Origin of the sequence: Rhodosalinus halophilus (assembly GCF_003298775.1) — a bacterium.
GTDB lineage: Bacteria > Pseudomonadota > Alphaproteobacteria > Rhodobacterales > Rhodobacteraceae > Rhodosalinus > Rhodosalinus halophilus.
On record NZ_QNTQ01000004.1, the window covers coordinates 187538 to 210617 of the forward strand.

General features: G+C 69.0%; 22 protein-coding genes and 1 tRNA gene. 13 read left to right on the forward strand and 10 right to left on the reverse strand.

Translation table 11 applies throughout. The features are described 5' to 3' along the window. Window positions 1-24: 24 nt before the first annotated feature. The 4 genes from DRV85_RS04475 to DRV85_RS04485 all read right to left on the reverse strand — a co-directional run bounded on the left by DRV85_RS04475 (window position 25) and on the right by DRV85_RS04485 (window position 2779). On the reverse strand, window positions 25-384 hold the full coding sequence (locus DRV85_RS04475) for a hypothetical protein (RefSeq protein ID WP_113288238.1): 360 nt from the start codon (window positions 382-384) through the stop codon (window positions 25-27). A 72-nt stretch (window positions 385-456) separates the two neighbouring features. Further along, window positions 457-597: a hypothetical protein gene (locus DRV85_RS19360; RefSeq protein ID WP_199525811.1), complete on the reverse strand. Its 141-nt coding sequence runs from the start codon at window positions 595-597 to the stop codon at window positions 457-459. Window positions 598-811: 214 nt separating this feature from the next. Beyond that, window positions 812-1207: a DUF6497 family protein gene (locus DRV85_RS04480; protein ID WP_147238809.1), complete on the reverse strand. Its 396-nt coding sequence runs from the start codon at window positions 1205-1207 to the stop codon at window positions 812-814. A 39-nt stretch (window positions 1208-1246) separates the two neighbouring features. Beyond that, entirely contained in the window at window positions 1247-2779 is a 1533-nt protein-coding gene (locus tag DRV85_RS04485; RefSeq protein ID WP_113288240.1) for an acyl-CoA carboxylase subunit beta, read from the reverse strand. 179 nt (window positions 2780-2958) lie between these two features. On the opposite strand from DRV85_RS04485, the gene DRV85_RS04490 reads away from it, so the two are divergent. Both DRV85_RS04490 and DRV85_RS04495 read left to right on the forward strand, forming a co-directional pair. Next, window positions 2959-4173, forward strand: a complete 1215-nt coding sequence (locus DRV85_RS04490) for a multidrug effflux MFS transporter (RefSeq protein WP_113288241.1) — start codon at window positions 2959-2961, stop codon at window positions 4171-4173. 65 nt (window positions 4174-4238) lie between these two features. Then, window positions 4239-5627: a helix-turn-helix domain-containing protein gene (locus DRV85_RS04495; protein WP_113288242.1), complete on the forward strand. Its 1389-nt coding sequence runs from the start codon at window positions 4239-4241 to the stop codon at window positions 5625-5627. Between the two features lie 87 nt (window positions 5628-5714). Here the strand turns inward: DRV85_RS04495 and DRV85_RS04500 are convergent, their stop codons facing one another. Continuing rightward, window positions 5715-5951: an HP1242/YdcH family protein gene (locus DRV85_RS04500; protein WP_113288243.1), complete on the reverse strand. Its 237-nt coding sequence runs from the start codon at window positions 5949-5951 to the stop codon at window positions 5715-5717. Between the two features lie 87 nt (window positions 5952-6038). After that, window positions 6039-6947 carry a DMT family transporter gene (locus DRV85_RS04505; RefSeq protein ID WP_233495397.1) on the reverse strand — a complete coding sequence of 303 codons (909 nt, stop codon included), beginning with the start codon at window positions 6945-6947 and terminating at the stop codon, window positions 6039-6041. A gap of 155 nt (window positions 6948-7102) precedes the next feature. On the opposite strand from DRV85_RS04505, the gene DRV85_RS04510 reads away from it, so the two are divergent. Continuing rightward, complete coding sequence (locus DRV85_RS04510) at window positions 7103-7276, forward strand: class I SAM-dependent methyltransferase (RefSeq protein WP_233495398.1); 174 nt, start codon at window positions 7103-7105, stop codon at window positions 7274-7276. Between the two features lie 3 nt (window positions 7277-7279). Here the strand turns inward: DRV85_RS04510 and DRV85_RS04515 are convergent, their stop codons facing one another. Continuing rightward, entirely contained in the window at window positions 7280-7945 is a 666-nt protein-coding gene (locus tag DRV85_RS04515) for an MT-A70 family methyltransferase (protein WP_420820907.1), read from the reverse strand. Next, the gene (locus DRV85_RS04520) at window positions 7942-8532 is read right to left on the reverse strand and encodes a BglII/BstYI family type II restriction endonuclease (RefSeq protein ID WP_113288245.1); all 591 of its coding nucleotides are present in this window, start codon (window positions 8530-8532) and stop codon (window positions 7942-7944) included. Before DRV85_RS04520 ends, DRV85_RS04515 begins: the two co-directional genes overlap by 4 nt. Before the next feature lie 113 nt (window positions 8533-8645). Here DRV85_RS04520 and DRV85_RS04525 point away from each other — a divergent pair, with 113 nt between their 5' ends. Beyond that, window positions 8646-8843: a hypothetical protein gene (locus tag DRV85_RS04525; protein WP_199525813.1), complete on the forward strand. Its 198-nt coding sequence runs from the start codon at window positions 8646-8648 to the stop codon at window positions 8841-8843. 3 nt (window positions 8844-8846) lie between these two features. Here the strand turns inward: DRV85_RS04525 and DRV85_RS04530 are convergent, their stop codons facing one another. Next, a complete protein-coding gene (locus DRV85_RS04530) occupies window positions 8847-9593 on the reverse strand; it encodes a YebC/PmpR family DNA-binding transcriptional regulator (protein WP_113288246.1) in 747 nt (248 codons plus the stop codon). A 202-nt stretch (window positions 9594-9795) separates the two neighbouring features. On the opposite strand from DRV85_RS04530, the gene DRV85_RS04535 reads away from it, so the two are divergent. The 7 genes from DRV85_RS04535 to DRV85_RS04565 all read left to right on the forward strand — a co-directional run bounded on the left by DRV85_RS04535 (window position 9796) and on the right by DRV85_RS04565 (window position 20689). Then, window positions 9796-10740, forward strand: a complete 945-nt coding sequence (locus DRV85_RS04535; RefSeq protein ID WP_113288247.1) for a tripartite tricarboxylate transporter substrate binding protein — start codon at window positions 9796-9798, stop codon at window positions 10738-10740. 9 nt (window positions 10741-10749) lie between these two features. Beyond that, the gene (locus DRV85_RS04540; RefSeq protein ID WP_113288248.1) at window positions 10750-11169 is read left to right on the forward strand and encodes a tripartite tricarboxylate transporter TctB family protein; all 420 of its coding nucleotides are present in this window, start codon (window positions 10750-10752) and stop codon (window positions 11167-11169) included. Window positions 11170-11181: 12 nt separating this feature from the next. Beyond that, window positions 11182-12687 carry a tripartite tricarboxylate transporter permease gene (locus DRV85_RS04545; protein ID WP_113288249.1) on the forward strand — a complete coding sequence of 502 codons (1506 nt, stop codon included), beginning with the start codon at window positions 11182-11184 and terminating at the stop codon, window positions 12685-12687. Between the two features lie 52 nt (window positions 12688-12739). Continuing rightward, window positions 12740-14509 (forward strand): SLC13 family permease, encoded by a 1770-nt coding sequence (locus DRV85_RS04550; protein WP_113288370.1) that lies wholly within the window; start codon window positions 12740-12742, stop codon window positions 14507-14509. A 278-nt stretch (window positions 14510-14787) separates the two neighbouring features. Then, entirely contained in the window at window positions 14788-15906 is a 1119-nt protein-coding gene (locus tag DRV85_RS04555; RefSeq protein ID WP_113288250.1) for a TauD/TfdA family dioxygenase, read from the forward strand. A 129-nt stretch (window positions 15907-16035) separates the two neighbouring features. After that, window positions 16036-17169, forward strand: a complete 1134-nt coding sequence (locus DRV85_RS04560; protein ID WP_113288251.1) for an alpha-hydroxy acid oxidase — start codon at window positions 16036-16038, stop codon at window positions 17167-17169. Window positions 17170-17245: 76 nt separating this feature from the next. Further along, window positions 17246-20689, forward strand: coding sequence for a pyruvate carboxylase (locus DRV85_RS04565; RefSeq protein ID WP_113288252.1), 3444 nt, complete (start codon window positions 17246-17248; stop codon window positions 20687-20689). Between the two features lie 2 nt (window positions 20690-20691). On the opposite strand, the gene DRV85_RS04570 is transcribed toward DRV85_RS04565, so the two are convergent. Then, a complete protein-coding gene (locus DRV85_RS04570; RefSeq protein ID WP_113288253.1) occupies window positions 20692-21684 on the reverse strand; it encodes an alpha/beta fold hydrolase in 993 nt (330 codons plus the stop codon). Between the two features lie 152 nt (window positions 21685-21836). On the opposite strand from DRV85_RS04570, the gene DRV85_RS04575 reads away from it, so the two are divergent. Both DRV85_RS04575 and DRV85_RS04580 read left to right on the forward strand, forming a co-directional pair. Next, window positions 21837-21911, forward strand: a tRNA-Gly gene (locus tag DRV85_RS04575). A gap of 200 nt (window positions 21912-22111) precedes the next feature. Further along, complete coding sequence (locus DRV85_RS04580; protein WP_113288254.1) at window positions 22112-23071, forward strand: 2-hydroxyacid dehydrogenase; 960 nt, start codon at window positions 22112-22114, stop codon at window positions 23069-23071. Window positions 23072-23080: the final 9 nt, after the last annotated feature.

The window sequence follows — 23080 nt, forward strand, 5'->3', positions numbered from 1 at the left end:
CAAAGATTGCAGGCTCCGGCGAAATCATGCCGACCGCCCCGTGTCGAAGATCTCGGGAAAGGACATGCGCGCCGCGTCGAGGTCGACGATCAGTTGCGCGTCATAGTCCGCCGGGTCGAAAGGGTCGTCGTATGGCAGCACTTCGCGGCCGAACAACCAAGAAAGACGGCCCGCATCGAGATTGCCGCGCGGGAAAGGCGCATCGCCGAAATGCTCGACCAGGGCCGCGAGAAAACCGGCATCGGCCGCCCGGTCGGCCGGGCGGCGATCGGCATAGCGCTCGCGACGGACGAGCGGCGTCGCGCCCTTCGGGTTGGCGCGCCGGATCGTGAATTGAAAATCCGTGCCGGGCAGGCGCGAAGGGAAGCCGCGATGCTTCATCATGCGCCACCTCGCATCGGGGCGGCGCGGCGCGCGGGGAAGGCGGGGGCAGGCGCCGCCTGCCCCCGAGGGATCTTACTTGTACTTGCCGGTGTACTCGGGCTCGACCGTGATCGGCTCGGGCTCGACCACGACGAACTCTTCTTCCTGCTGGGCGCAGGCCGCGACGGCGGCCACGAAGCCCAGCATGGCAAGCAGTTTGATGCTCTTCGACATCTGCTTCTCCTGTCATTGGCAGATACGGCCGACAGCCCGAAACGGTCTGCCGGACGCACCGCGCAGAGTGCGGTCACTTGCACGCAACCAGTCTCTACCCTACGCGATGCGCCGGGGGAAATACATGAGGGCGAAAGACCTCCCGCCTTCTGTGACGTGAAAGTCGCAGCGTCGCCGCGCGATGCGCGGAATTCCGCTATATATGGTGCGGGCATCAGAACGGCTCCCAGATACAGCGGCCGTCCTCGATCCGGTAGGCTTCGAAAAACTGTGCCACATCCGGATCGTAGACGGCGAACGCCACCGGGGCCTCGGCAAGGCTCACGACGATGCGGGCGGGCTCTTGTCCGGCCGCCCGCGCATGCGGCAGCGCATGCGCCTGGCACAGATGCGCGAAGTCCGCCTCGCGCGCCTCGAACGTCAGCGTGCCGGCCTCCGGCGCGACGTATCGGTAACGCAGGAGCGGCCCCTCGGGCAGCTCCTCGGCGATCACCTCCACGAACTCCAGCGGCTGGCCCGACGGGGCCGCGGGCTCCGAGGCGCCGAGCGGCAGCCCCGCGACCAGCCCGAGCGCCGCGCCGCGCAGAGCGTGGAGAACGGGCGCTCGCAAGGCCGGGATATTCGCAACGACGAGGGGCACGGTGCGCAGTCAGAGCGGTATGTTGTCGTGCTTCTTCCAGGGCGTCTCCACCTTCTTCTTGCGCAAGGACGCGAAGGCGCGCGCAACGCGCATCCGGGTGGAGCGGGGCTGGATCACCTCGTCGATGAAGCCGCGCTCGGCGGCGACGAAGGGATTGGCGAAGCGGTCCTCGTAGTCCCTGGTGCGCCGCTCGATCTTCTCGGGATCGTCGAGCTCCGAGCGGTAGAGGATCTCCACCGCGCCCTTGGCACCCATCACGGCCACCTCGGAGGTGGGCCAGGCATAGTTGAAATCGCCGCGCAGGTGCTTAGAGGCCATGACGACGTAGGCCCCGCCGTAGGCCTTGCGGGTAATCACTGTGACTTTCGGCACGGTGGCCTGCCCGTAGGCGAAGAGGAGCTTCGCGCCGTGCTTGATGATACCGTCGTATTCCTGCTTCGTCCCGGGCAGGAAGCCCGGCACGTCCACGAAGGTCAGCAGCGGGATCTCGAAGGCGTCGCAGAAGCGCACGAAGCGGGCGGCCTTGCGCGCCGAGTCGATGTCGAGACAGCCGGCTAGGACCATCGGCTGGTTCGCCACGACACCCACGGTGCGGCCCTCCAGCCGGATGAAGCCGGTGATGATGTTCTTCGCGAAATCCTCCTGGATCTCGTAGAAGTCGCCCTCGTCCGCGACTTTCAGGATCAGCTCCTTCATGTCGTAGGGCATGTTGGGGTTTTCCGGCACCAGCGTGTCGAGGCTGGGCTCCACCCGCTTGGGGTCGTCGAAGAAGGGGCGCACCGGCACGCCCTCGCGGTTGTTCGCCGGCAGGAAATCCACCAGCCGCCGGATCTCGGCCAGCGCCTCGACGTCGTTCTCGAAGGCGGCATCGGCCACGGAGGACTTGCGGGTGTGCGTCGTGGCCCCGCCTAGCTCCTCTGCGGTGACCTGCTCGTTCGTCACCGTCTTCACCACGTCCGGGCCGGTGACGAACATGTAGGAGGAATCCTTCACCATGAAGATGAAGTCCGTCATCGCCGGCGAATAGACCGCGCCGCCCGCGCAGGGGCCCATGATCACGCTGATCTGCGGGATCACGCCCGAGGCCTGGATGTTGCGGTCGAAGACGTCGCCGTAGCCTGCAAGGCTGTCGACGCCCTCCTGGATGCGCGCGCCACCCGAGTCCTTGATGCCGATGACCGGCGCGCCGTTCTGCATCGCCATGTCCATGATCTTGACGATCTTCATGGCGTGCGTGGCCGAGAGCGAGCCGCCGAGCACCGTGAAGTCCTGCGCGAAGACATAGACCTGCCGGCCGTTCACCGTGCCCCAGCCGGTCACCACGCCGTCGCCGTAGGGCTTGGACTCCTCCATGCCGAAATCGGTGCAGCGGTGCGTGACGAACATGTCGAACTCTTCGAAACTGCCCTCGTCGAGCAGCAGCTCGATGCGCTCGCGCGCCGTAAGCTTGCCTTTTGCGTGCTGGCCGTCGATCCGCTTCTGACCGCCGCCGAGGCGGGCCTCGGCGCGGCGGGTCTCGAGTTCCTGCAGGATGTCCTTCATGGTCCCCCCTTTCCGGCGTCACGTCTCCATAACGGCGAGACCGGCGGTGCGAAAGAAAATTTCGGCAAATTTGCAAACAGCAGCAAAGCGCGGGGCAGCATATAGCAAATCCGCAAACCGCACAGCGTCTGTGCGTCCAGGCGATGGACAGGCGGCGACCATCGGCCTAGGCCCGGTCCATGACCGATCTGCCGCAGGTCCGCCTGCTCGACAAGACTTCGCCACCGCATATCGCCACGCTGATCCTGCTGTCGGGACTTCAGGCGATGGCGATGAACGTCTTCCTGCCGAGCCTGCCCTCTATGGGCGCGCATTTCGGAACCACGGCGGCGATCATGGGCCTGTCGGTCGGTGCCTACCTCGCCACCAGCGCGGTGATCCAGGTGCTGATCGGGCCCGTCGCCGACAACATCGGCCGGCGGCCGGTGATCCTCGGGGCGCTCGTCGTCTTCTGCCTTGGCACGCTGGGCTGCATCTTCGCACCCAATCTGACGATCTTCATGCTCTGCCGGATGGTGCAGGCCGTCGCCGTGGTCGGCATGGTGATGGGCCGCGCCGTGGTGCGCGACATGGTCCCGATGGAAGAGGCCGGCTCGCGCATCGCCTACGTCACGATGGGCATGGCGGTGGCCCCGATGGTGGCGCCCGCGCTGGGCGGGCTGCTGGATCAGAGCTTCGGCTGGCAGGCCAACTTCTGGCTGCTTTTCGCCGCCGGTGTCGCGCTCTTCGCGCTGGCCTGGGCGGATCTGGGCGAGACCGGCACGCGCCGCGGCATCACCTTGATGCAGCAGTTCCGCGAATACCCCGAACTTCTGCGCTCGCCGCGCTTCTGGGGTTACTGCATGGCGGGCGCCTTCGCGGGCGGCTCGTTCTTCTCCTACCTCGGCGGAGCGCCTTTCGTCGGCTCGGAGATCTACGGGCTCGAGCCCGCGCGCCTGGGAATCTACTTCGGCGCGCCCGCGATCGGCTATCTGCTTGGCAACTACCTGTCGGGGCTGCTGAGCACGCGGGTGGGAATCAACCGGCTCGTGCTGACCGGCACTATCGTGATCACCGGCGCGATGGCGACCTCGCTCGCCCTGACGCTCACGGGTCTCGACTCGGCCGAAACCTTCTTCGGTCTCATCACGCTGGTCGGGGTGGGCAACGGGCTGGCGATTCCCACGGCCACGGCGGGCCTGCTGTCGGTAAGACCGCATCTGGCGGGCACCGCGAGCGGCTTCGGCGGCGCGGTGATGATCGGCGGCGGCGCCGCGCTTTCGGCCGTGGCCGGGCTGTCGCTCGGCCCGGGCACGGGCCCCTACCCCCTGATCGGCCTGATGGGGGGCTCGGCGGCCTGCGGCATCGTGGCGATGCTGCTGGTGATCCGGCGGGAGCGTCGGCTGGGTCTCTAGACGCGCTTGGCAGGCACGCTTTGCAAAGCTAGTCTCGCCACCGGCTAATCCGCAAAGCGACTCCGATGCCCGCACGAAAGCTCTTCGCCGGCGCGAAACTGCGCGAGCTGCGCCAGCGCCTCGGCCTGACGCAGAAGGCCTTCGCCGCCAAGCTCGGCGTGTCGCTGCCGTATCTCAACCAGATGGAGAACAACAACCGGCCGCTCAGCACGACCGTCCTGCTCGCGCTCGCGCAGGAGTTCGGCTTCGACGTGACCGAACTCGGCTCGGGCGAGGCGGAGCGACTCGTCTCGGACATGCGCGAGGCGCTGGCCGATCCGGTCTTCGCCGACGCGCCGCCGATGGCGGACCTGCGGCTGACGGCGTCGAACGCCCCGGCGCTCGCGCGGGCGTTTCTCGACCTCCACCGCGCCTACCGAGAGGTGCACGAACGCCTCGCCGCGCTCGACGAGGCGCTGGGCGGCGCCGAAGGCCGCGCCCGCCCCTCGCCCTGGGAGGAGGTGCGCGACTTCTTCCACTACTGCGACAACTACATCGACGCCGTGGACCGCGCGGCCGAACGCTTCGCGGGCGAGACGCAGGACATGCGCGCCCATGCCGCCGAGCGACTGGAGGCAGCGGGCGTGACGGTGGATCTCGCCGATACCGAGGCGCTGCGCCGCTACGATCCGCAGGCGGGGCGCCTGACCCTCTCCGCGCGCACGGCCGCCGAAACCCAGACCTTCCAGATGCTGCTGCAACTGGCGCTGCTCACGCAGGACCGACTGCTCGAGGCCACGCTCGACCTTGCCCGGTTCCAGACGGAGGAGGCACGCGCCATCGCCAAGATCGGGCTGGCCAACTATTTCGCCGGCGCGGCGATGATGCCCTACGGCGCCTTTCTCGAGGCCGCGCAAAGCACGCGCCACGATCTCGAGCGGCTGGGACTCGCCTTCGGCGCCTCGATCGAGCAGGTGGCGCACCGGCTCTCGACGCTGCAAAGGCCCGGCGCGAAGGGCGTGCCCTTCTTCTTCGTGCGGGTGGATCAGGCGGGCACGATCACCAAGCGCCACTCGGCCACGCGGCTGCAGTTCGCGCGCTTCGGCGGCGCCTGCCCGCTCTGGAACGTGCACCGCGCCTTCGAGACGCCGGGCCGCTTCCTGCGGCAACTGGCAGAGACCCCGGACGGCGTGCGCTACATCAGCCTCGCGCGCGACGTCTCGAAGCCCGGCGGGCGCTTCGGCGCGCCGGTGCGGCGCTTCGCCATCGCGCTGGGCTGCGAGGTCGCGCATGCGGGCGCGCTGGTCTACGCCGACGATCTCGACGTCGAGAACGCGCGCGCCTTCGAGCCGATCGGCATTTCCTGCCGGATCTGCGAGCGCGCCGACTGCCACCAGCGCTCGGTGCCGCCGCTCGAGCGGCACCTGCGCATCGACCCCGACCGACGGGGCGTGCTGCCCTACGACGTGGCCTGAGCGGGCGCTCGGCGGCCCTCGCGGGCCTTCTCGCGAGACGCGCCCGCACGGGCGCACCGAGCGGGTCGCGCCGCCCGTCGCCGGGCCTCAGTCCCTGAGATACGCGGCGATCTCGTCCTTGAGCGCGGCGCGCTTCTTGCGCAGCTCCACCTCGGTCAGACCGGCGACCGGCGCGACGTTGGTCTCGGCCGTGTGCACCTGCCGGTTCAGCTCGTGATACTGCTCGGCGAGCTTTGCGAAATGCGCGTCGTGCTGCTTGAGCTCGCTGATCCTGGCCGCGTGGCCGGGAAATTCCTCGTGGAGCTCGTGGGGCGTGTGCGACATGCGCGGTCTCCTTTTCCTGTCGCGCTCACTCTAGGGGCGTGTCCCGCCGGCCGGCCTTGATCCCGATCAACCGCCGCGGCGCGCGGCCTACCCCTTCGTTTCCGGCCCCGCCGGCGTGATGCTGCGCCGCTTGAGCACCGCCTCGCGCCAGGTGATGAAGCTCACCGCGGCGATGATGATCAGCCCGCCGGCGACGACGAAGGGATCGACCGCCTCGCCGAAGGCCACGGCGCCGAGGATCACGGCCCAGACGAGCTGCAGGAAGGTGACGGGCTGCGTCACCGTCACCGGCGCGGCGCGGAAGGCGAGCGACATCGTGTAGTGTCCCGCGGTGGCGAAGAAGGCCACGGCCAGCAGCACGGCGAGTTCCCACGGGGTGGGCGTGATCCAGACCGCGGCGGCGGCCGGCACCAGCCACAGCGTCACCCAGACCGACAGCATGGCGACGACGAGCGCCGGGTCGGTCTCGTCCGAGACCACCTTCGCCAGAAGGTAGGAGCCGCCGAAGACCGCCGCGGTGCCCAGCATCGCCAGGTGGCCGGGGTCGAGCTCGCGAAAGCCCGGACGCAGGATCACCAGCGCGCCGACGAGCGCCGCGGCCACCGCCGCGATGCGCCGGATCGCCAGCCGCTCGCCCAGAAACAGCGCCGCGCCCACGGTGACATAGACCGGCGAGAGGTAGTTCATCGCCGTCACCTCCGCGAGCGGGATGCGCGTCATGGCGTAGAACCAGAGCATCACGCCGACCGCATGCAGCAGCCCGCGCCCGCCGAACAAGAGATGCTGCCGCCGCGTGGGCCGGGCGCGCAGGAGCGGGCGCAGCACGGGCAGCAGGAAGACGAGGCCCAGCAGATAGCGCAGGAAGGCCGACTGCGGCGCCGGCACCCGGTCGCCCAGGTATTTCACCAGCGCGGTGACGGCGACGAAGCAGAGCCCGGTGACGAGCATCCACAGCACGCCCGCCACGGGGCGCGTATCGGCGCGCGGCTCTGCCATGCCGGCGACAGGACAGGAAAGCGGGCGGGAGAGCAAGGGGGCGCTCCGCGGCCCTGGCGGGCCGTGTCGCTGCCCCGCCCTTGCCTCGCGCGGCCGCGCCCGTAAACTCGGGCGTAACCAGTTCCCGCGAGAAAGACGGGACCGGAGGGGCGCGGATGGGCAATCACCTCTATTACGGCGACAACCTCGGCGTGCTGCGCGGGTTCGAGGCGGAATGCGTGGACCTGATCTATCTCGACCCGCCGTTCAACTCGAACGCCAGCTACAACGTGCTCTTCAAGGGGCCGTCGGGCAACGAGAGCGCGGCACAGAACACGCAAGGCAACTGATCGTCAGGCGCGTTTCTTGGGCTGGAGCAGAGGACCAAGCGGTACGACTTTCGCCTGAGAGTGGTTGGGATAAGTCGCCCACGTCGGCTCGTAGTTGTCCGACTGGTTGCCCCAGACCGTCCAACCCTCGCGCGGGCCGCGGGCGAAGAGTTCCAGCCGCTCACCGAAACTGCACCGCTCGATGAGATCGTATTGCTCGTCTGGCTTGCGGCTGTGTTCCCGCTTCTGCGAGATTAGAATGTTCTCTTGTGAACGTGCGGGCGGCAAGGTCCGAGCATTCTTGCCACGAACGCCGAAGAGCAAAAGCTCCGTAACGTTCCTGAAATAAAAGCCTACGCCGCGACGATCAGGGCCACCGTCCTTTCGAACCTTGTACCAGACAAGGTTGCCTTTGTACTTGAACCCCCAACGATCCATGACCTTTAAGCCTTCCGGAAGGAGTGCGTTCGGCACCCACAAGTAAAGGTGTGCCGGATCTCCAGATATTGCCTCCACGGGAAGATCACAAATCTCATCCAAGGTCATAGTGGGGTAGCGCGAGAGGCGACGATGCTCAGGGGCCATCTTACCGGTGCGGTTCTGGAACTGCCACGGCGGATCGGCAAGGATTGTCTGGAACTTTTTGCCCGCAAAACGTTCAAGCAAATCGTCGCTCGCGCTCGTCATCATTCATCCTCTCGGTAAAGGCTCGCTTTGATCCCGAAGGTGAGAACAGGACACCCCCCTGCTCCGCCGCCCTCGATGCGTGGAATCAGTTGCGAAAGATGCGTCGTGTTGTTGCCGTAGGAAGAACCTCGGTCGAGTCTGTTAAAGATCTCTTGAAGCTCGTCCGAACGCGTAATGATGACCCCCACGCTCACCGTCCTGAGCATGTAGAGCAGTCGGAAGTTGTTCAGATCTCGGTCGAAGAAGGGATCTTTGTTGTTCCACTCGACTTCGATGGCAACCCCGTTCTTGAACATGTCGATCTTGTGCGTCGGCGTCTCCGACTCGATTTCGTCTACGACGATCTTCGTGTCGAAGCGCGTCTCACGCCAGCCGCGGGCTCCAAGAAACTCGTCAATGAACTTCGCCGTCTGGCTCTTGTTGCCGCCAGGTTTGGTTATGTAGGACTTCTTCAACCTGTAGGCTGACAAGACGTCCATGAGGTCTTTCCACTCGTTCGGGAAGTCGGTGGTCATGATCGCGCTGGCGTGGTTCCACTCGCCGCAGTAGTAGTTTTCGGCGACGAAGGGGGGCAGGTGGTCACGCAGCATTTCGTTGGTTTCTTGGAATGTTCCTACAACCTGTAGGCAGTCTGCCCCTAATATAGTCTGGACACAAGGCCGAGATCGGCATCTTCCTCACCCTCACGCCGCCGAAAAGGACGATGATCGCGGAAGCCGCCGCCGCCGGCCAGTATGAGATGGAAGGGTTCGAGCCCGTCCCGCGCATTCAGATCGTCACCATCGAGGAGGCGCTGGAGCTGCGCGACCGCGCCGTGCGCCTGCCCGCCCGGCGCGACGACACCTTCAAGCGCGCCGCCCGCGAGGAGGACCGGGGCGCGCAGGGCAAGCTGGACCTCTGAGCCTCAGCTCGCCAGCTTCTCCATCACCTCGTCGGAGGCCTCGAAGTTGGTGGTCACGCGCTGCACGTCGTCGTCGTCCTCGAGCGCATCGATCAGGCGCATGAGCTTCTGCATCCCCTCGAGGTCGAGTTCGGTGGTGTTGAGCGGCTTCCACACGAGGCGCGTGGTCTCGGACTCGCCCAGCTGGTCCTCGAGCGCGGTGGAGACGTCGTTGAGGTCGGTGTCCGCGCACCAGATCACGTGCCCGTCCTCGGAGCTTTCCACATCCTCGGCGCCCGCCTCGATCGCGGCCTCCAGAACCGCCTCGGCGTCGCCCACGGAGGCCGGATAGACGATCTCGCCCTTGCGCTCGAACATGAAGCCCACGGACCCCGTCTCGCCCAGGTTGCCGCCGTGCTTGCCGAAGGTCGCCCGCACGTTCGAGGCGGTGCGGTTGCGGTTGTCGGTCATCGCCTCGACGATCACCGCCACGCCGTTCGGCCCGTAGCCCTCGTAGCGGATTTCCTCGTAGGCCTCGCCCTCGCCCCCCGTCGCCTTCTTGATCGCGCGCTCGATGTTGTCCTTGGGCATCGAGTTGGACTTAGCGTCCTTGATGGCGAGCCGCAGGCGGGGATTCTTCTCGGGGTCGGGATCGCCCATCTTGGCGGCGACGGTGATCTCCTTCGACAGCTTCGAGAAGAGCTTGGAGCGCGCCGCGTCCTGCCGCCCCTTGCGATGCTGGATGTTGGCCCATTTGGAATGGCCCGCCATGATCGTCTCCGCTCCGTGGATGAGGACGACAGGGATATAGGGCCGCGGGCGCGGGGTGTGCAATCCCCGACGGCACGGGCGAACGGCCTTCGGCGTTGCCGGACCGGCGCAATCGTGTTCTAGTCCGCCGCGGGGCGGCCGCCGTGCCTGCCCCGAATGCCCACGCCGCGAAGACGGACGACCGCAGACAGGGAGGAAGACGATGTCCGGAAGGATCCTGAGGGCGCTCGCCGCCGCGACAGCCCTTTTCGCCGCAGGCGCGGCCCATGCCGAATGGGAGCCGCGCGGCTCGCTCACGCTGCAGATCGGCTTCGGCGCCGGCGGCTCGACCGACACGCTCGGCCGCATCGTGGCCGAGAAGATGGAGGAGCAGACCGGCTGGAACATCGTGGTCGAGAACCGCCCCGGCGGCGGCGGCATCGCCATGTTCACCGGCATCGCCAACCGGCCGGCCGACGCCTCGGTGATCGGCCTGGGCGTCAACATGCCGATCCTCGTCAATCTGGTGAACCGGCCCGACGAGATCCCCTTCGACCTCGACAGCTTCACCTATCTGGGCACCGCCGCCAAGGCCGAGCTCGGGCTCTTCACCCGCGCCGAGGCCCCTTACGACGACGTGCCGGGGCTGGTCGAACACGCCCGGCAAGAGGGCGGCGCGGCCATCGCCTTCGACGCCAAGCCGCAGGAACTCGCGATGCGCTACGTCGCCCGTCAGGAAGAGGGCGTGGAGTTCCAGTTCCTGTCCACCAAGGGCGGAAGCGAGATCACGCAGCTTGTGCTCGGCGGGCAGGCGGCCGCGGGGTTCTTCGCCGGCGAGCAGTTCCCCTTTCTGGAGTCGGGCGAGCTGAAGATGCTGGCGAGCTTCAACGCCACGCGGCACGGCTACGCGCCGGACACGCCGACGCTGCAGGAGCAGGGCTACGACATCTACGTGGACCCCTTCTGGTTCTTCGCGACGACGGCCGGCATCGACGATCAGGCGCGCGAGGCGCTGGTCTCGGCGATCGACGCGGCGCTCTCGGACGAGGAGGTTCAGAAGCTCGTCCAGAACACCCTGCGCTCGCCGGTCTTCAATGCGGGCCCAGAGGAGACCGAGAAGATGGTCAAGCAGGGCCTCGACACGGTCGCGCAGCTCTTCGCGCAGTAATCCCCGCGCATGGCGACCGATCGCTGGCTCGGGCTGTTCTTCGCGGGCTTCGCCGTGCTGCTCTATGCGGTGATCGTGCCATGGCAGGCGGACGCGGTGGGCTACGGCTTCCTGCGTCCGCGCACGATGCCGCGGATCGCCGCCGTCGTCATCGGCCTCTGCGGCCTGATCCTGATCTTCCGCCCGCCGGGGGACGCACGCCCGGGCCGCTTCCGCTGGGGCCGGGCGGCCGTCTTCGCCGGCGTGCTCGTCGCGGGGCTCTGGGCGATGTCCCACCTGGGGTTCCTTCTCGTGGCGCCGCCGCTGGCGCTTGCGGTCATGCTGCTGGCGCAGGAGCGCCGGCCGCTCTGGCTGGCGCTCGGTGCCGCGGGCGTGCCGGCGCTGATCTGGTTCGCCGTGGCGGTCCTGCTCGACCGGCCGCTGCCGTGACCGGAGCCCGCGATGCCTGAGCTGAGCGTGGTGCTCGCCGGCCTTGGCGACGCGATCGCGCCCGGCACGATCCTCTTCGTGCTCTTCGGCGTGATGCTGGGGCAGTTCGTCGGAGCGGTGCCTGGGATCGGGCCGGTCATGGCCACCGCGATCGCCATTCCCTTCACCTTCTACATGGAGCCGCTCGCCGCGATCGGCTTTCTCGTCGGCGTGAACAAGGGCGGTCTCGTCGGCGGCGCGATTCCGGCCGTGCTTCTCAATACGCCGGGCACGCCGGACGCCGCGGCGACCGCGATGGACGGCTATCCGCTCGCGAAACAGGGCAAGCCGCTCAAGGCCACCAAGATGGCGCTCTTCTCCTCCGTGACCGGAGACACCTTCAGCGACATCGTCCTGATCACGGTTTCGGCCCCGCTCGCCGTGCTGGCGCTCAGGATGGGGCCGGTGGAGGTGCTGGGCGTGATGCTGCTGGCCTTCGCGGTGATCGCGGGGCTCATGGGCCGCTCGCTCGTCAAGGGCGTGATCGCCGTTGCGCTGGGGCTGCTCGCGGCGATGGTGGGCACCGACCCCGAGCACGGCACGCCGCGGCTTATCTTCGGCGAGTTCCGCGTCTACGACGGGCTGCCGCTCGCCTCGGTCGCGATCGGGATGCTGGCCATCGGCGAGCTTCTGCGGCGGCTGTCGGAGAGCACGGGCGCGGTGCGGCCCGCGGTGGCGCTGCCGGAGGGCCAGCCGCGCGCCGACCGCAGCGTGAGCTGGGCGGAATACTGGGCCTGCCGGTTCACCCTCGCGCGGGGGGCGGTGATCGGCACGATCCTTGGCGCGCTGCCCGGCATCGGCTCGACGGCAGCGGCCTTCATGTCCTACGCCTCGGCCCGGCAGGCGGCCAGGGAGCCCTCGGAATTCGGCAAGGGGAGCCTGCACGGAATCGCCGCGACCGAGTCGGCCAATTCCTCGGTCATGGGGGCCAACATGATCCCGCTGCTCACCCTCGGCATCCCGGGCAGCGTGAGCGCGGCGCTCATCATCAGCGCCTTCATGATCCACGGCGTGCAGCCCGGCCCCTTCCTCTTCGAGCAGCAGGGACGGCTGATCTACGGGCTGTTCGGCGCGATGGTGATCGCGAACCTGCTCAACCTTCTCGTCGGCCAGGTGGGCCTGCGCCTATGGGTCCGCGTCGTGACCGCGCCCGAGAGCTTCATCTTCGCCGCCGCGCTTCTGATGTGCTTCGTGGGCGTGTCGCTGGCGACGGGCGGACTCTTCGGCGTGGGGGTGATGCTGGCCTTCGCGGCGCTGGCCTATGTGATGACGGCTTTCGGGCTCTCGGTCGTGGTCTTCATCATCGCCTTCTTCCTCGGCCCGCGGCTGGAGATCTCGCTGTCGCAGACGCTGGCGCTGCTGAACGGCGACCCGCTGGCGCTTGTGAACTACCCCGTGGCGCTCGCGCTCTTCGGGCTGGCGGGGGTGACGGCGGTGGCGCTCGCGCGGCGGCGCGACACCGAGAGCGAGACGCGATGACCCCTGTTCACGGGCGCTTGCGTCCGGCGGCGCCACGGGGTTGTCTGGCGCGGTGACTCAGGATCAGGCCATTCTCTTCGCGCTGTTCGGCGCGGTCTTCGCCGGGCTGCTCTGGGGGCGGTGGCGCTACGACCTCGTCGCCTTCGCTGCGCTGCTGGCCGGCGTCGTGCTGGGCGTCGTGCCCCAGGACGCGGCCTTTTCCGGCTTCGGCCATCCCGCCGTGCTGGTCGTGGCGCTGGTGCTGATCGTCTCGGGCGGTCTGACGCGGTCGGGGGCGGTGCATCTCATCACGCACACGCTGATGGACAAGGCGCGCGGCACGCAGGCCCATATCGCGCTGATGGGCGGCGTGGGCGCGGCGCTGTCGGGCTTCATGAACAACGTGGCCGCGCTCGCCCTGCTCATGCCGGTGGACATCGCCGTGGCGCGCAAGGCCGGCCGGGCGGCGGGCGTGACCCTCATGCCGCTGGCTTTCGCGACGATCCTGGGCGGCATGGTCACGCTGATCGGCACGCCCCCCAACATCATCATCGCCACGATCCGCGAGGACGAGCTTGGCGCGTCCTTCGCGATGTTCGACTTCGCGCCCGTGGGCCTCGCCGTGGCGGTGGCGGGCATGGCCTTCGTCGCGCTCGCGGGCTGGCGGCTGATCCCGGTGCGCGAGGACGCGGGCGCGGGCGAGCACGAATACAAGCGCTATCTCGCCGAGCTCACCGTGCCCGAGGACAACGACTGCGTCGGCCGGCGCGTCCGCGATCTCTATGAAGCCGCGGAGGAGGAAGACGTCGCGATCATCGGCCTGATCCGCGAGGGCAAGCGGCGCTACGGGACCTCGGCCAACACCGAGATCCGGGCCGGCGACGCGCTGGTGCTCGAGGCGACGCCCGAGGCGCTGGAGGAGTTCCGCACCACGCTGTCGCTCTCCTTCGCCGACAAGGAGCGCGAGGAGCGGCTCAAGGCCGAGGGCGAGGGCCTGACGCTGGTCGAGGCCGTGGTTCCCGAGGGCGCGCGCATCGCCGGGCGCAGCGTGCAGGCCGTGGGCCTGTCATGGCGCCAGCAGACCCTTCTGCTCGGCGTCTCGCGGGAGGGGCGGCAGATCACCGAACGGATGCGCCAGACCAAGCTCAGGCCCGGCGACATCCTGCTTCTGCTCGCGCCCAAGGAGCGCGCGAACGAGGTGGTGGAGTGGCTGGGCGTTTTGCCGCTCGCCGACCGGGGCCTGACCGTCACCGAGAACTCCAAGATATGGACGGCGATCGGCATCTTCGCCGCGGCGGTGATCGCGGCGAGCGTCGGGCTGCTCTACCTGCCCGTGGCGCTGGGGATCGTCGCGGTGGCCTATGTGCTGATCGGGGTGCTGCCGCTCAGCGAAGTCTACGAACAGGTCGAATGGCCGGTGATCGTGCTGCTGGGCAGCCTGATCCCGCTGGGCTCGGCGCTCGAGGACGTGGGCGGGACATCCCTCATCGCCGACGGCCTGCTGACATTGACGACCGGCTGGCCGGTCTGGGCGGTGCTGGCGGTGCTGCTCGTGGTCACGATGACGCTGTCGGACATCCTCAACAACACGGCCACGGCCGTCGTGGCCGCGCCGGTGGCGATCGACATGGGTCAGCGCCTCGGGGTCTCGCCCGACGCATTCCTCATGGCGGTGGCGGTGGGCGCCTCCTGCGCCTTCCTCACGCCGATCGGGCACAAGAACAACACCCTGATTCTCGGCCCCGGCGGCTACCGCTTCGGCGACTACTGGCGCATGGGCCTGCCGCTGGAGGCGATCGTGGTCGCCGTCGCCGTCCCGGTGATCTGGCTGGTCTGGATCTGAGAGCGACGCGCGGGGAATTCTTTGCGCGCGCGCCCGCCCCGCGCTACCGTTGCGAAGCGACATCGGCAGAAGGACGCGCGGGATGCGACGGTCTCTGGGGCGCACGGTGATCGGGCGGATGCCCGGCAGCCCTCATGGCCAGGCGGAGCAGTGGTGGCCGCCGGGCGGCACGCGGCGCTGAGCCCGAAGGGCGCGCCCTCGATGCGCCGCGCCCTGCCTGCACGTCACGGCCCGCAGCCAAGGGCCGCTCTCTCCTGATCGAGCCTTCGGAGGCCACAATGACCCACGCCGAGCTTCGGCCCGAGGCGCGCTGCCTGCGCCTGACCTGGCCTGACGGCAGCCAGAACGACTTTCCCTTCCTCTGGCTGCGCGACAATTGCGCCAGCAACCGCCACCCCTTTACCGAGGAGCGCATCTTCGACCTGCTCTCGGTGCCCGAGGACATCGCCCCCGTATCCACCACGGTCGAGGCCGATGCGCTCAGAGTGGACTGGCCCGACGGAGGCCCGGTCAGCCGCTTCGCGCTCGACTGGCTGCACGCCAATCGCCCCGGCAAACGGGCCGAGGATCCGGGCGCCGTTCCGCGCGAGGCGTGGCGCGGCAATCTTACGGCCGAGGCCCTGCCCCGCGCCGACGCGACAGCCTTGATGACCGACGACGCGGCGCTTGCCGCCTGGATGCGCGCGACGCGCGCCACGGGGCTGTCGATCGTGCAGGGCCTGCCCGACGACCCGCAGGCCGGGCAGGACGTCGCGCGCCGCATCTCCTTTCTGCGCGAGACGAATTTCGGCGTGACCTTCGAGGTGATATCGAAGCCCGATCCGAACAACTCCGCCTACACGGCCGACGCGTTGCCGCTGCACAGCGATCTGCCGAACCAGGAGCTCCCGCCGGGCATCCAGTTCCTGCACTGCCTCGCCAATAACGCCGAGGGCGGCGATTCGGTCTTCGCCGACGGGCTCGCGCTGGCAGAGGATCTCGCCGAGGCGGACCCGGACGCCTTCGCGGTGCTCTCGACCGTCGCGGTGCCCTTCCGCTTCCATGACCGCGACTGCGACCTGCGCCACAGACAGAAGGTGCTGACGCTCGACTCCGACGGCCGCTTCTCCGAGATCTGCTGGTCGAACCACCTCGCCGCGCCGCTGGACATGGCGCCGGACACGATCCGGGCCTACTATCGCGCGTGGCGCGCGCTCGCCGCGCTGATGCGCGCGCCGCGCTACCTGCTGAACCTTCGGCTCGAAGCGGGCGAGATGGCCGTCTTCGACAACCGCCGCATCCTGCACGGGCGCAGCGCCTTCGACCCCTCGACCGGGCAGCGGCACCTGATTGGCTGCTACGTCGACCGCGCCGAGTTCGACAGCCGGCTGAGGGTTCTGGCACGTGCGGGGCACTGAACGTGCGGCCGGGGCGTGCGCCGCCCCCGGCCGGCGGCGGGATGCCCGAGACCCATCGAAGCAAGCTTCGCGGGCCACTTTCCTGCAAGGCTGCTGGACAAGCTGCGCGGGGCGGGGCAGAGGGCGCGCATGGACCTCGACGCCCGCTTGCCCGCCATCGCTGACCTGCGCGCCCGCGCGCGGGCGCGCGTGCCGCGCTTCGTCTGGGAGTATCTCGACAGCGCCACGGGCGCCGAGTCGGTGCCACGGCGCAACCGCAGGGCGCTGGACGCGGTGCGTTTCTATCCCTCGGTGCTGCACGGCGAGGTGACGCCCGACCTCTCGGCGGAGCTCTTCGGGCATCGCCACCCCCTGCCCTTCGGCGCCGCGCCGCTGGGCATGTCGGGGCTGATCTGGCCGGGCGCGGAACGACTGATCGCGCAGGCCACCGCCGCAGAAGGGCTGCCTTGCGGGCTTTCCACGGTGGCGACCCGCCCGCCCGAGGAGATCGGGCCGCTCGCCGCGCCGCACGGTTGGTTTCAGCTCTACCCCCCGCGGGACGAGGGCATTCGCGCCGACATGCTCAAGCGCGCGCGTGACAGCGGCTTTTCGGTGCTGGTGCTGACGGTGGATGTGCCCGTGCCCAGCCGGCGGGAAAGACAGACGCGCTCCGGCCTAACGATCCCGCCGAAGCTGACGCCCCGGCTCATGGCGCAGATGGCCGTGCGGCCACGCTGGAGCCTCGCCACCCTGCGCGCGGGCCTGCCGCGGCTCAGGACGCTCGATCCCTACACCGAAGGTCCGCAGCGCGGGCTGCCCTCGACAGGGCATGTCGGCTACATGCTGCGCACCTCGCCCGACCTCGCCTATTTGCGCTGGCTGCGCGCACACTGGGAGGGGCCTCTGGTGGTGAAGGGGGTGCTCAGGCCCGAGGACGCCGCGCTGTGCGAGGCCGAAGGGGTGGACGCGGTCTGGGTCTCGAACCATGCGGGCCGCCAGTTCGACGCGGCGCCCGCCACCGCCGAAGTGCTGCCCGCGATCCGCGCCGCCGTGCGGCTGCCGCTCGTTTTCGACGGCGGAATCGAAGGGGGCCTCGACATCCTGCGCGCCATCGCGCTGGGGGCGGACTACGTGATGCTGGGGCGGGCCTGGCATTACGCGGTGGCCGCGCTGGGCGAGGCAGGGCCGCCGCATCTGATCGACATGCTGCGCAAGGATCTGATCGCCAACATGGGTCAGCTCGGGGCGACGCAGCTTGCCGAGGTGGCCGCGCGGCGCGTCTGAGGCGTCGTTTCGCAACGTTTACCGCCCGCGTGAAACCGCTTAATCCTTGTAGCGACGCGACGGAGGGACAGCGCCGATGACCGAATTCCGCAAGATCCTTGTGGCCAACCGGGGCGAGATCGCCATTCGCGTGATGCGGGCGGCGAACGAGATGGGAAAGCGCACGGTCGCGGTCTTCGCGGAAGAGGACAAGCTCTCGCTCCACCGCTTCAAGGCGGACGAGGCCTATCGCATCGGCGAGGGGCTGGGGCCGGTGCAGGCCTATCTCTCGATCCCCGAGATCATTCGCGTGGCGAGGGAAAGCGGCGCGGACGCGATTCATCCGGGCTACGGACTGCTGTCGGAAAACCCCGAATTCGTGGAGGCCTGCGACGCCGCGGGCATCGCCTTCATCGGGCCGCGGGCGGAAACCATGCGCGCGCTGGGCGACAAGGCCAGCGCCCGGCGCGTGGCGATCGAGGCCGGCGTGCCGGTGATCCCGGCCACCGAGGTGCTGGGCGAGGACATGGCGGCCATCCGCAAGGAGGCGGCCGGGATCGGCTATCCCCTGATGCTGAAGGCCAGCTGGGGCGGCGGCGGCCGGGGGATGCGCCCGATCCAGTCCGAGGACGAGCTCGAGGAAAAGGTGCGGGAGGGCCGGCGCGAGGCAGAGGCGGCCTTCGGCAACGGCGAAGGCTATCTGGAAAAGATGATCCCCCGCGCCCGGCACGTCGAGGTGCAGGTGCTGGGCGACAAGCATGGCAACATCTATCACCTCTTCGAGCGCGACTGCTCGGTCCAGCGCCGCAACCAGAAGGTCGTGGAGCGCGCGCCCGCCCCCTACCTGACCGACGCACAGCGCGCCGAGCTGTGCGAGCTGGGCCGCAAGATCGCGGCGCATGTGAACTACGAATGCGCGGGCACCGTCGAGTTCCTGATGGACATGGAGACGGGCGCCTTCTACTTCATCGAGGTCAATCCGCGCATCCAGGTCGAGCATACCGTGACCGAGGAAGTCACCGGCATCGACATCGTGCGCGCGCAGATCCTCGTCACCGAAGGCAAGACGCTGTCGGAGGCGACCGGGATGCCGTCACAGGGCGACATCACGCTCAACGGCCACGCGCTGCAGACCCGGATCACCACCGAGGATCCGCAGAACAACTTCATCCCCGACTACGGCCGCATCACCGCCTACCGCTCGGCGACCGGCATGGGCATCCGGCTGGACGGCGGCACGGCCTACGCGGGCGGCGTCATCACCCGCTACTACGACTCGCTGCTGGTGAAGGTGACGGCCTGGGCGCCCACGCCGGAACAGGCCATCGCCCGGATGGACCGCGCGCTGCGCGAGTTCCGTATCCGGGGCGTGGCCACCAACATCGATTTCGTCGAGAACCTGCTCAAGCACCCCAAGTTCCTGTCGAACGACTATTCCACCCGCTTCATCGACGAGACGCAGGAGCTCTTCGACTTCCCCGAGCGCAAGGACCGGGGCACCAAGGTGCTGACCTACATCGCGGACGTGACCGTGAACGGCCACCCCGAGACGAAGGACCGCCCGCGCCCGCGCGCCGATCTCAAGGATCCGAAGCCGCCGCGCCTGCGCGCCGAGACGCCCGCGCCCGGCACCCGCAACCTGCTGGAGGAGAAGGGGCCGCAGGCGGTGGCCGACTGGCTGGCGGAGCAGCCGCAGATCCTGATCACCGACACCACCATGCGTGACGGGCACCAGTCGCTGCTGGCCACGCGGATGCGCTCGCTCGACATGATCCGGGTGGCGCCGGCCTATGCTCACAATCTGCCGCAGCTCTTCAGCGTGGAGTGCTGGGGCGGCGCGACCTTCGACGTGGCCTATCGCTTCCTGCAGGAATGCCCGTGGCAGCGGCTGCGCGATTTGCGCGCGCGGATGCCCAACATCATGACGCAGATGCTGCTGCGCGGTGCGAACGGGGTGGGCTACACCAACTACCCCGACAACGTGGTGCGGGAGTTCGTCCGCCAGGCCGCCGTCAGCGGCATCGACGTCTTCCGCGTCTTCGACAGCCTGAACTGGGTCGAGAACATGCGCGTCGCGATGGACGCGGTGATCGACAACGGCAAGGTCTGCGAGGGCGCGATCTGCTACACGGGCGACATCCTCGATCCCGACCGCGCGAAATACGACCTGAAGTACTACGTCCGGATGGGCAAGGACCTGCGCGACGCGGGCGCGCACATCCTGGGGCTCAAGGACATGGCGGGGCTGCTGAAGCCCGCCGCCGCACGCGCGCTCTTCACCGCGCTCCGGGAAGAGGTGGGGCTGCCCATCCACTTCCACACCCACGACACGGCCGGCATCGCCTGCGGAACCATCCTCGCCGCCGCCGAGGTGGGCGTGGACGCGGTGGACTGCGCGATGGACGCGCTGTCGGGCAACACCAGCCAGGCCACTTTGGGCACCATCGTGGAGGCGCTGGCGCATACCGAGCGCGATACCGGCATCGACATCGACGCGGTGCGCGAGATCTCCAACTACTGGGAGGCGGTCCGCCACCACTACGCCGCCTTCGAGAGCGGGCTGCAGTCGCCGGCCTCCGAGGTTTATCTGCACGAGATGCCGGGCGGGCAGTTCACCAACCTAAAGGCGCAGGCGCGCTCGCTCGGCCTGGAAGAACGCTGGCACGAGGTCGCGCATGCCTATGCCGAGGTGAACCAGATGTTCGGCGACATCGTGAAGGTCACGCCGTCCTCGAAGGTGGTGGGCGACATGGCGCTGATGATGGTCAGCCAGAACCTGACGCGCGAGGACGTCGAGAATCCGGAAAAGGAGGTCAGCTTCCCCGACTCGGTGATCGACATGATGCGCGGCAACCTGGGCCAGCCGCCGGGCGGTTTCCCCGAGAAGATCGTGCAGCGCGTGCTCAAGACCGAGGCGCCCAACACCGAGCGCCCCGGCGCGCATCTGCCGCCCGAGGATCTGGAGGCGAAGCGCCGCGAGGCCAGCGAGGCGCTGGGCGGCCGCGAGATCGACGACGAGGACCTGAACGGATACCTGATGTATCCCAAGGTCTTCACCGACTACGCCCGCCGGCACGATATGTACGGTCCCGTCCGCACCCTGCCCACGCACACCTTTTTCTACGGCATGCAGCCGGGTCAGGAGATCACCGCCGAGATCGACCCCGGCAAGACGCTGGAAATCCGCCTCGTCGCCGTGGGCGAGACGCACGAGGAGGGCGACGTGCGCGTCTTCTTCGAACTCAATGGCCAGCCCCGCGTCGTCCGCGTGCCCGACCGCAAGGTGAAGGCGGAAGCGGCGGTGCGGCCCAAGGCCGAGGCCGGCAACCCCGCCCATGTCGGCGCGCCGATGCCCGGCGTGGTGGCAAGCGTCAGCGTGAACGCCGGACAGAAGGTGGCGGCCGGCGATCTGCTGCTGACCATCGAGGCGATGAAGATGGAGACCGGCCTGCACGCCGAGCGCGACGGCACGGTGAAGGCCGTGCACGTCCAGGCCGGCGGCCAGATCGACGCCAAGGATCTGCTGGTGGAATTCGAATAGGCTCAGGCCGCGCTCAGGAAGCCGTCCACCCGCCCCATCGCGCTATCGTAGGAGCCCACGCCGACATGTCCGCCGGCGGGATAGATCTCCAGTTCCGCGCCCGGGGTCATCCCGGCGATGGCGCGCGCGATCCGGTCGGTCTCGTAGAGATCGCCCGCGAAGGACAGCGCGAGCGTGGGCACACGGATCGCTGCGTAATCGGGCGGTGCCGGCGATTGCGTCTCGCGCCCGTCGTTCAGGATGCCCTCGGCGCGCGGCGCGATTGGCAGCGTGTGCTCCAGTATCGCGCGCACGCGCGCCTGCTCGGCCGCGCTCGCGGCGTCCACGAGCGCGGGATCGGTCGCCAGCAGCGTCCGCGTGAGGAAATCGGGCGCGGTTGCGACGAGCGTCCAGAACAGGAAGTCCGACTGCAGTGCAGCGGTCGCCATCCGCTCCTGCCACGGCGCCCAGGGGGCCATCGGCGGCGCACCGGGCAAAGGCGCGGCCGGCACCAGCAGGACGAGCGCCGCGCAGCGGTCCGGGTGCCGCTCCGCGAAAGAGGCGGCAGAGACCGCCCCGGCCGAGGCGCCGACCACGGCGGAACGCTCGACGCCCAGCGCGTCGAGCAGCGCCGCGTGGGCGTCCGCCTGTGCGCGATGCGTGGCGTCCGCAGGCAGCGGCGTTCCCGGATAACCGAATCGCGATGGCGCGATCGCCTGCCAGCCGCGCGCGACGAGCGGCGCGGCGAAGAGCAGCCCCTGATCATAGCCGCCGCCAGACCCGTGCAGGAACAGAAGCGGCGGCCCGTCTCCGCGGGTGGCGACGGCGACGCGGCCCGCGGCGGTCTCGACGGTCTGCGCCCCGATGCCGTCGAGCCGCGCCCGCGCCGCGCGCAGGTCGCGGCGGAAGGAAAGGCCCGTGCCCACCGCGCCGGCAGCGAGCCCGGCCGCAGCGAGACCAAGGATCGCCCGCCGCCGTGTGAGCATGGTGTCCTCCGTCGAATGCACGGCGAGCATCTTCCGCCTCTCGCGCGATGCGCAATGATCTGCATCAGGGGCCGTCCGCCCGGCGCGACCGCAATTCGGCTGCGATTTCCCTCTTGCACCCGGCCGCGGGCTTTTATATCTCCGCGCTACCTGATGCGGCCAAGCGGTCGCGTCGCCAGAGAGCGGGCGTAGCTCAGGGGTAGAGCATTACCTTGCCAAGGTAAGGGTCGTGAGTTCGAATCTCATCGCCCGCTCCAATCAATCTCCCGACCATCGGGGCCGCAACAGGCCCCCGCCCTCGCATAACGGCACTGAGTCCAACCGCGCAGGGGTGGACGGCGCCACGTGGCGGCTGTCCGAAGACCCTTGAAACCAGCGTCCCGCCAGGGCGGGATCGGCGCTGGCGCAGGCCGCACCCGAGCGGCTAGGCTGCGCGAAACCGCAGCGGAGACCGGCCATGCCGCCCATCGTCTATGCCCGCGGCGCAATGCCGCCGCGCCTGCGCGCGCGACTCGAGACGGACTTCGAGACCGCCTTCGGGGTGGAGCTCTCCGACCCCGAGGGCTGGCTCAGGGCCGAGGGACCCTGCGTCACAGGACTCGCCAACGCGAGCTTCGCGCCGCTCGGCGCGCCCGAAATGGACCTTATGCCCAATCTGCGGATCATCGCGGGCTTCGGCGTGGGCTACGACATGATCGACGTCGCGGCCGCCCGCGCCCGCGGCATCGTCGTGACGCATACGCCGGGCGTGCTCGACTCGGACGTGGCGAACCTGGGGCTTCTGCTGCTGCTCGCGGCGAGCCGGGATCTGATCCGCGCGGACGCGCATGTGCGAAGCGGGCAATGGGCGACGAGCGGTCCCCTGCCGCTCACCCGCACCATCGAGGGCGCGACGGTGGGCATCGTTGGCCTCGGACGAATCGGGCGGCGGCTGGCCGAGAAGCTGGGGGCCTTCGGATGCGAGATCCGCTACCACGGCCGGCGGGCGCAGACCGATGTGCCATGGACCTTCGAGCCCGATCTGATGGCGCTCGCGCGCGACGCACGGGCGCTGATCCTTTGCCTGCCCGGCGGGCCCGGTACCGATGGTCTGATCGGGGCGAAGGTGCTCGACGCGCTGGGACCGGAGGGCATCCTCGTCAACATCGCGCGCGGCTCGGTGGTGGACGAACCCGCGCTCGTGGCGGCGCTGGCCGAGGGCAGGCTCGGCGCGGCCGGCCTCGACGTCTTCGCCACCGAGCCGCAGGTGACGGAGGCGCTGCGCCGCCTGCCCAACGTGGTGCTGAGCCCGCACATGGCCTCCGCCACGGTCGAGACGCGTACCGCGATGGCCGACCTCGTGGCCGACAACCTCGCCGACTTCTTCGCCACGGGCCGCGCGCGCACGCCGGTTCCCGAATGCCGCGACATGGTCTGAGCGCAGGCA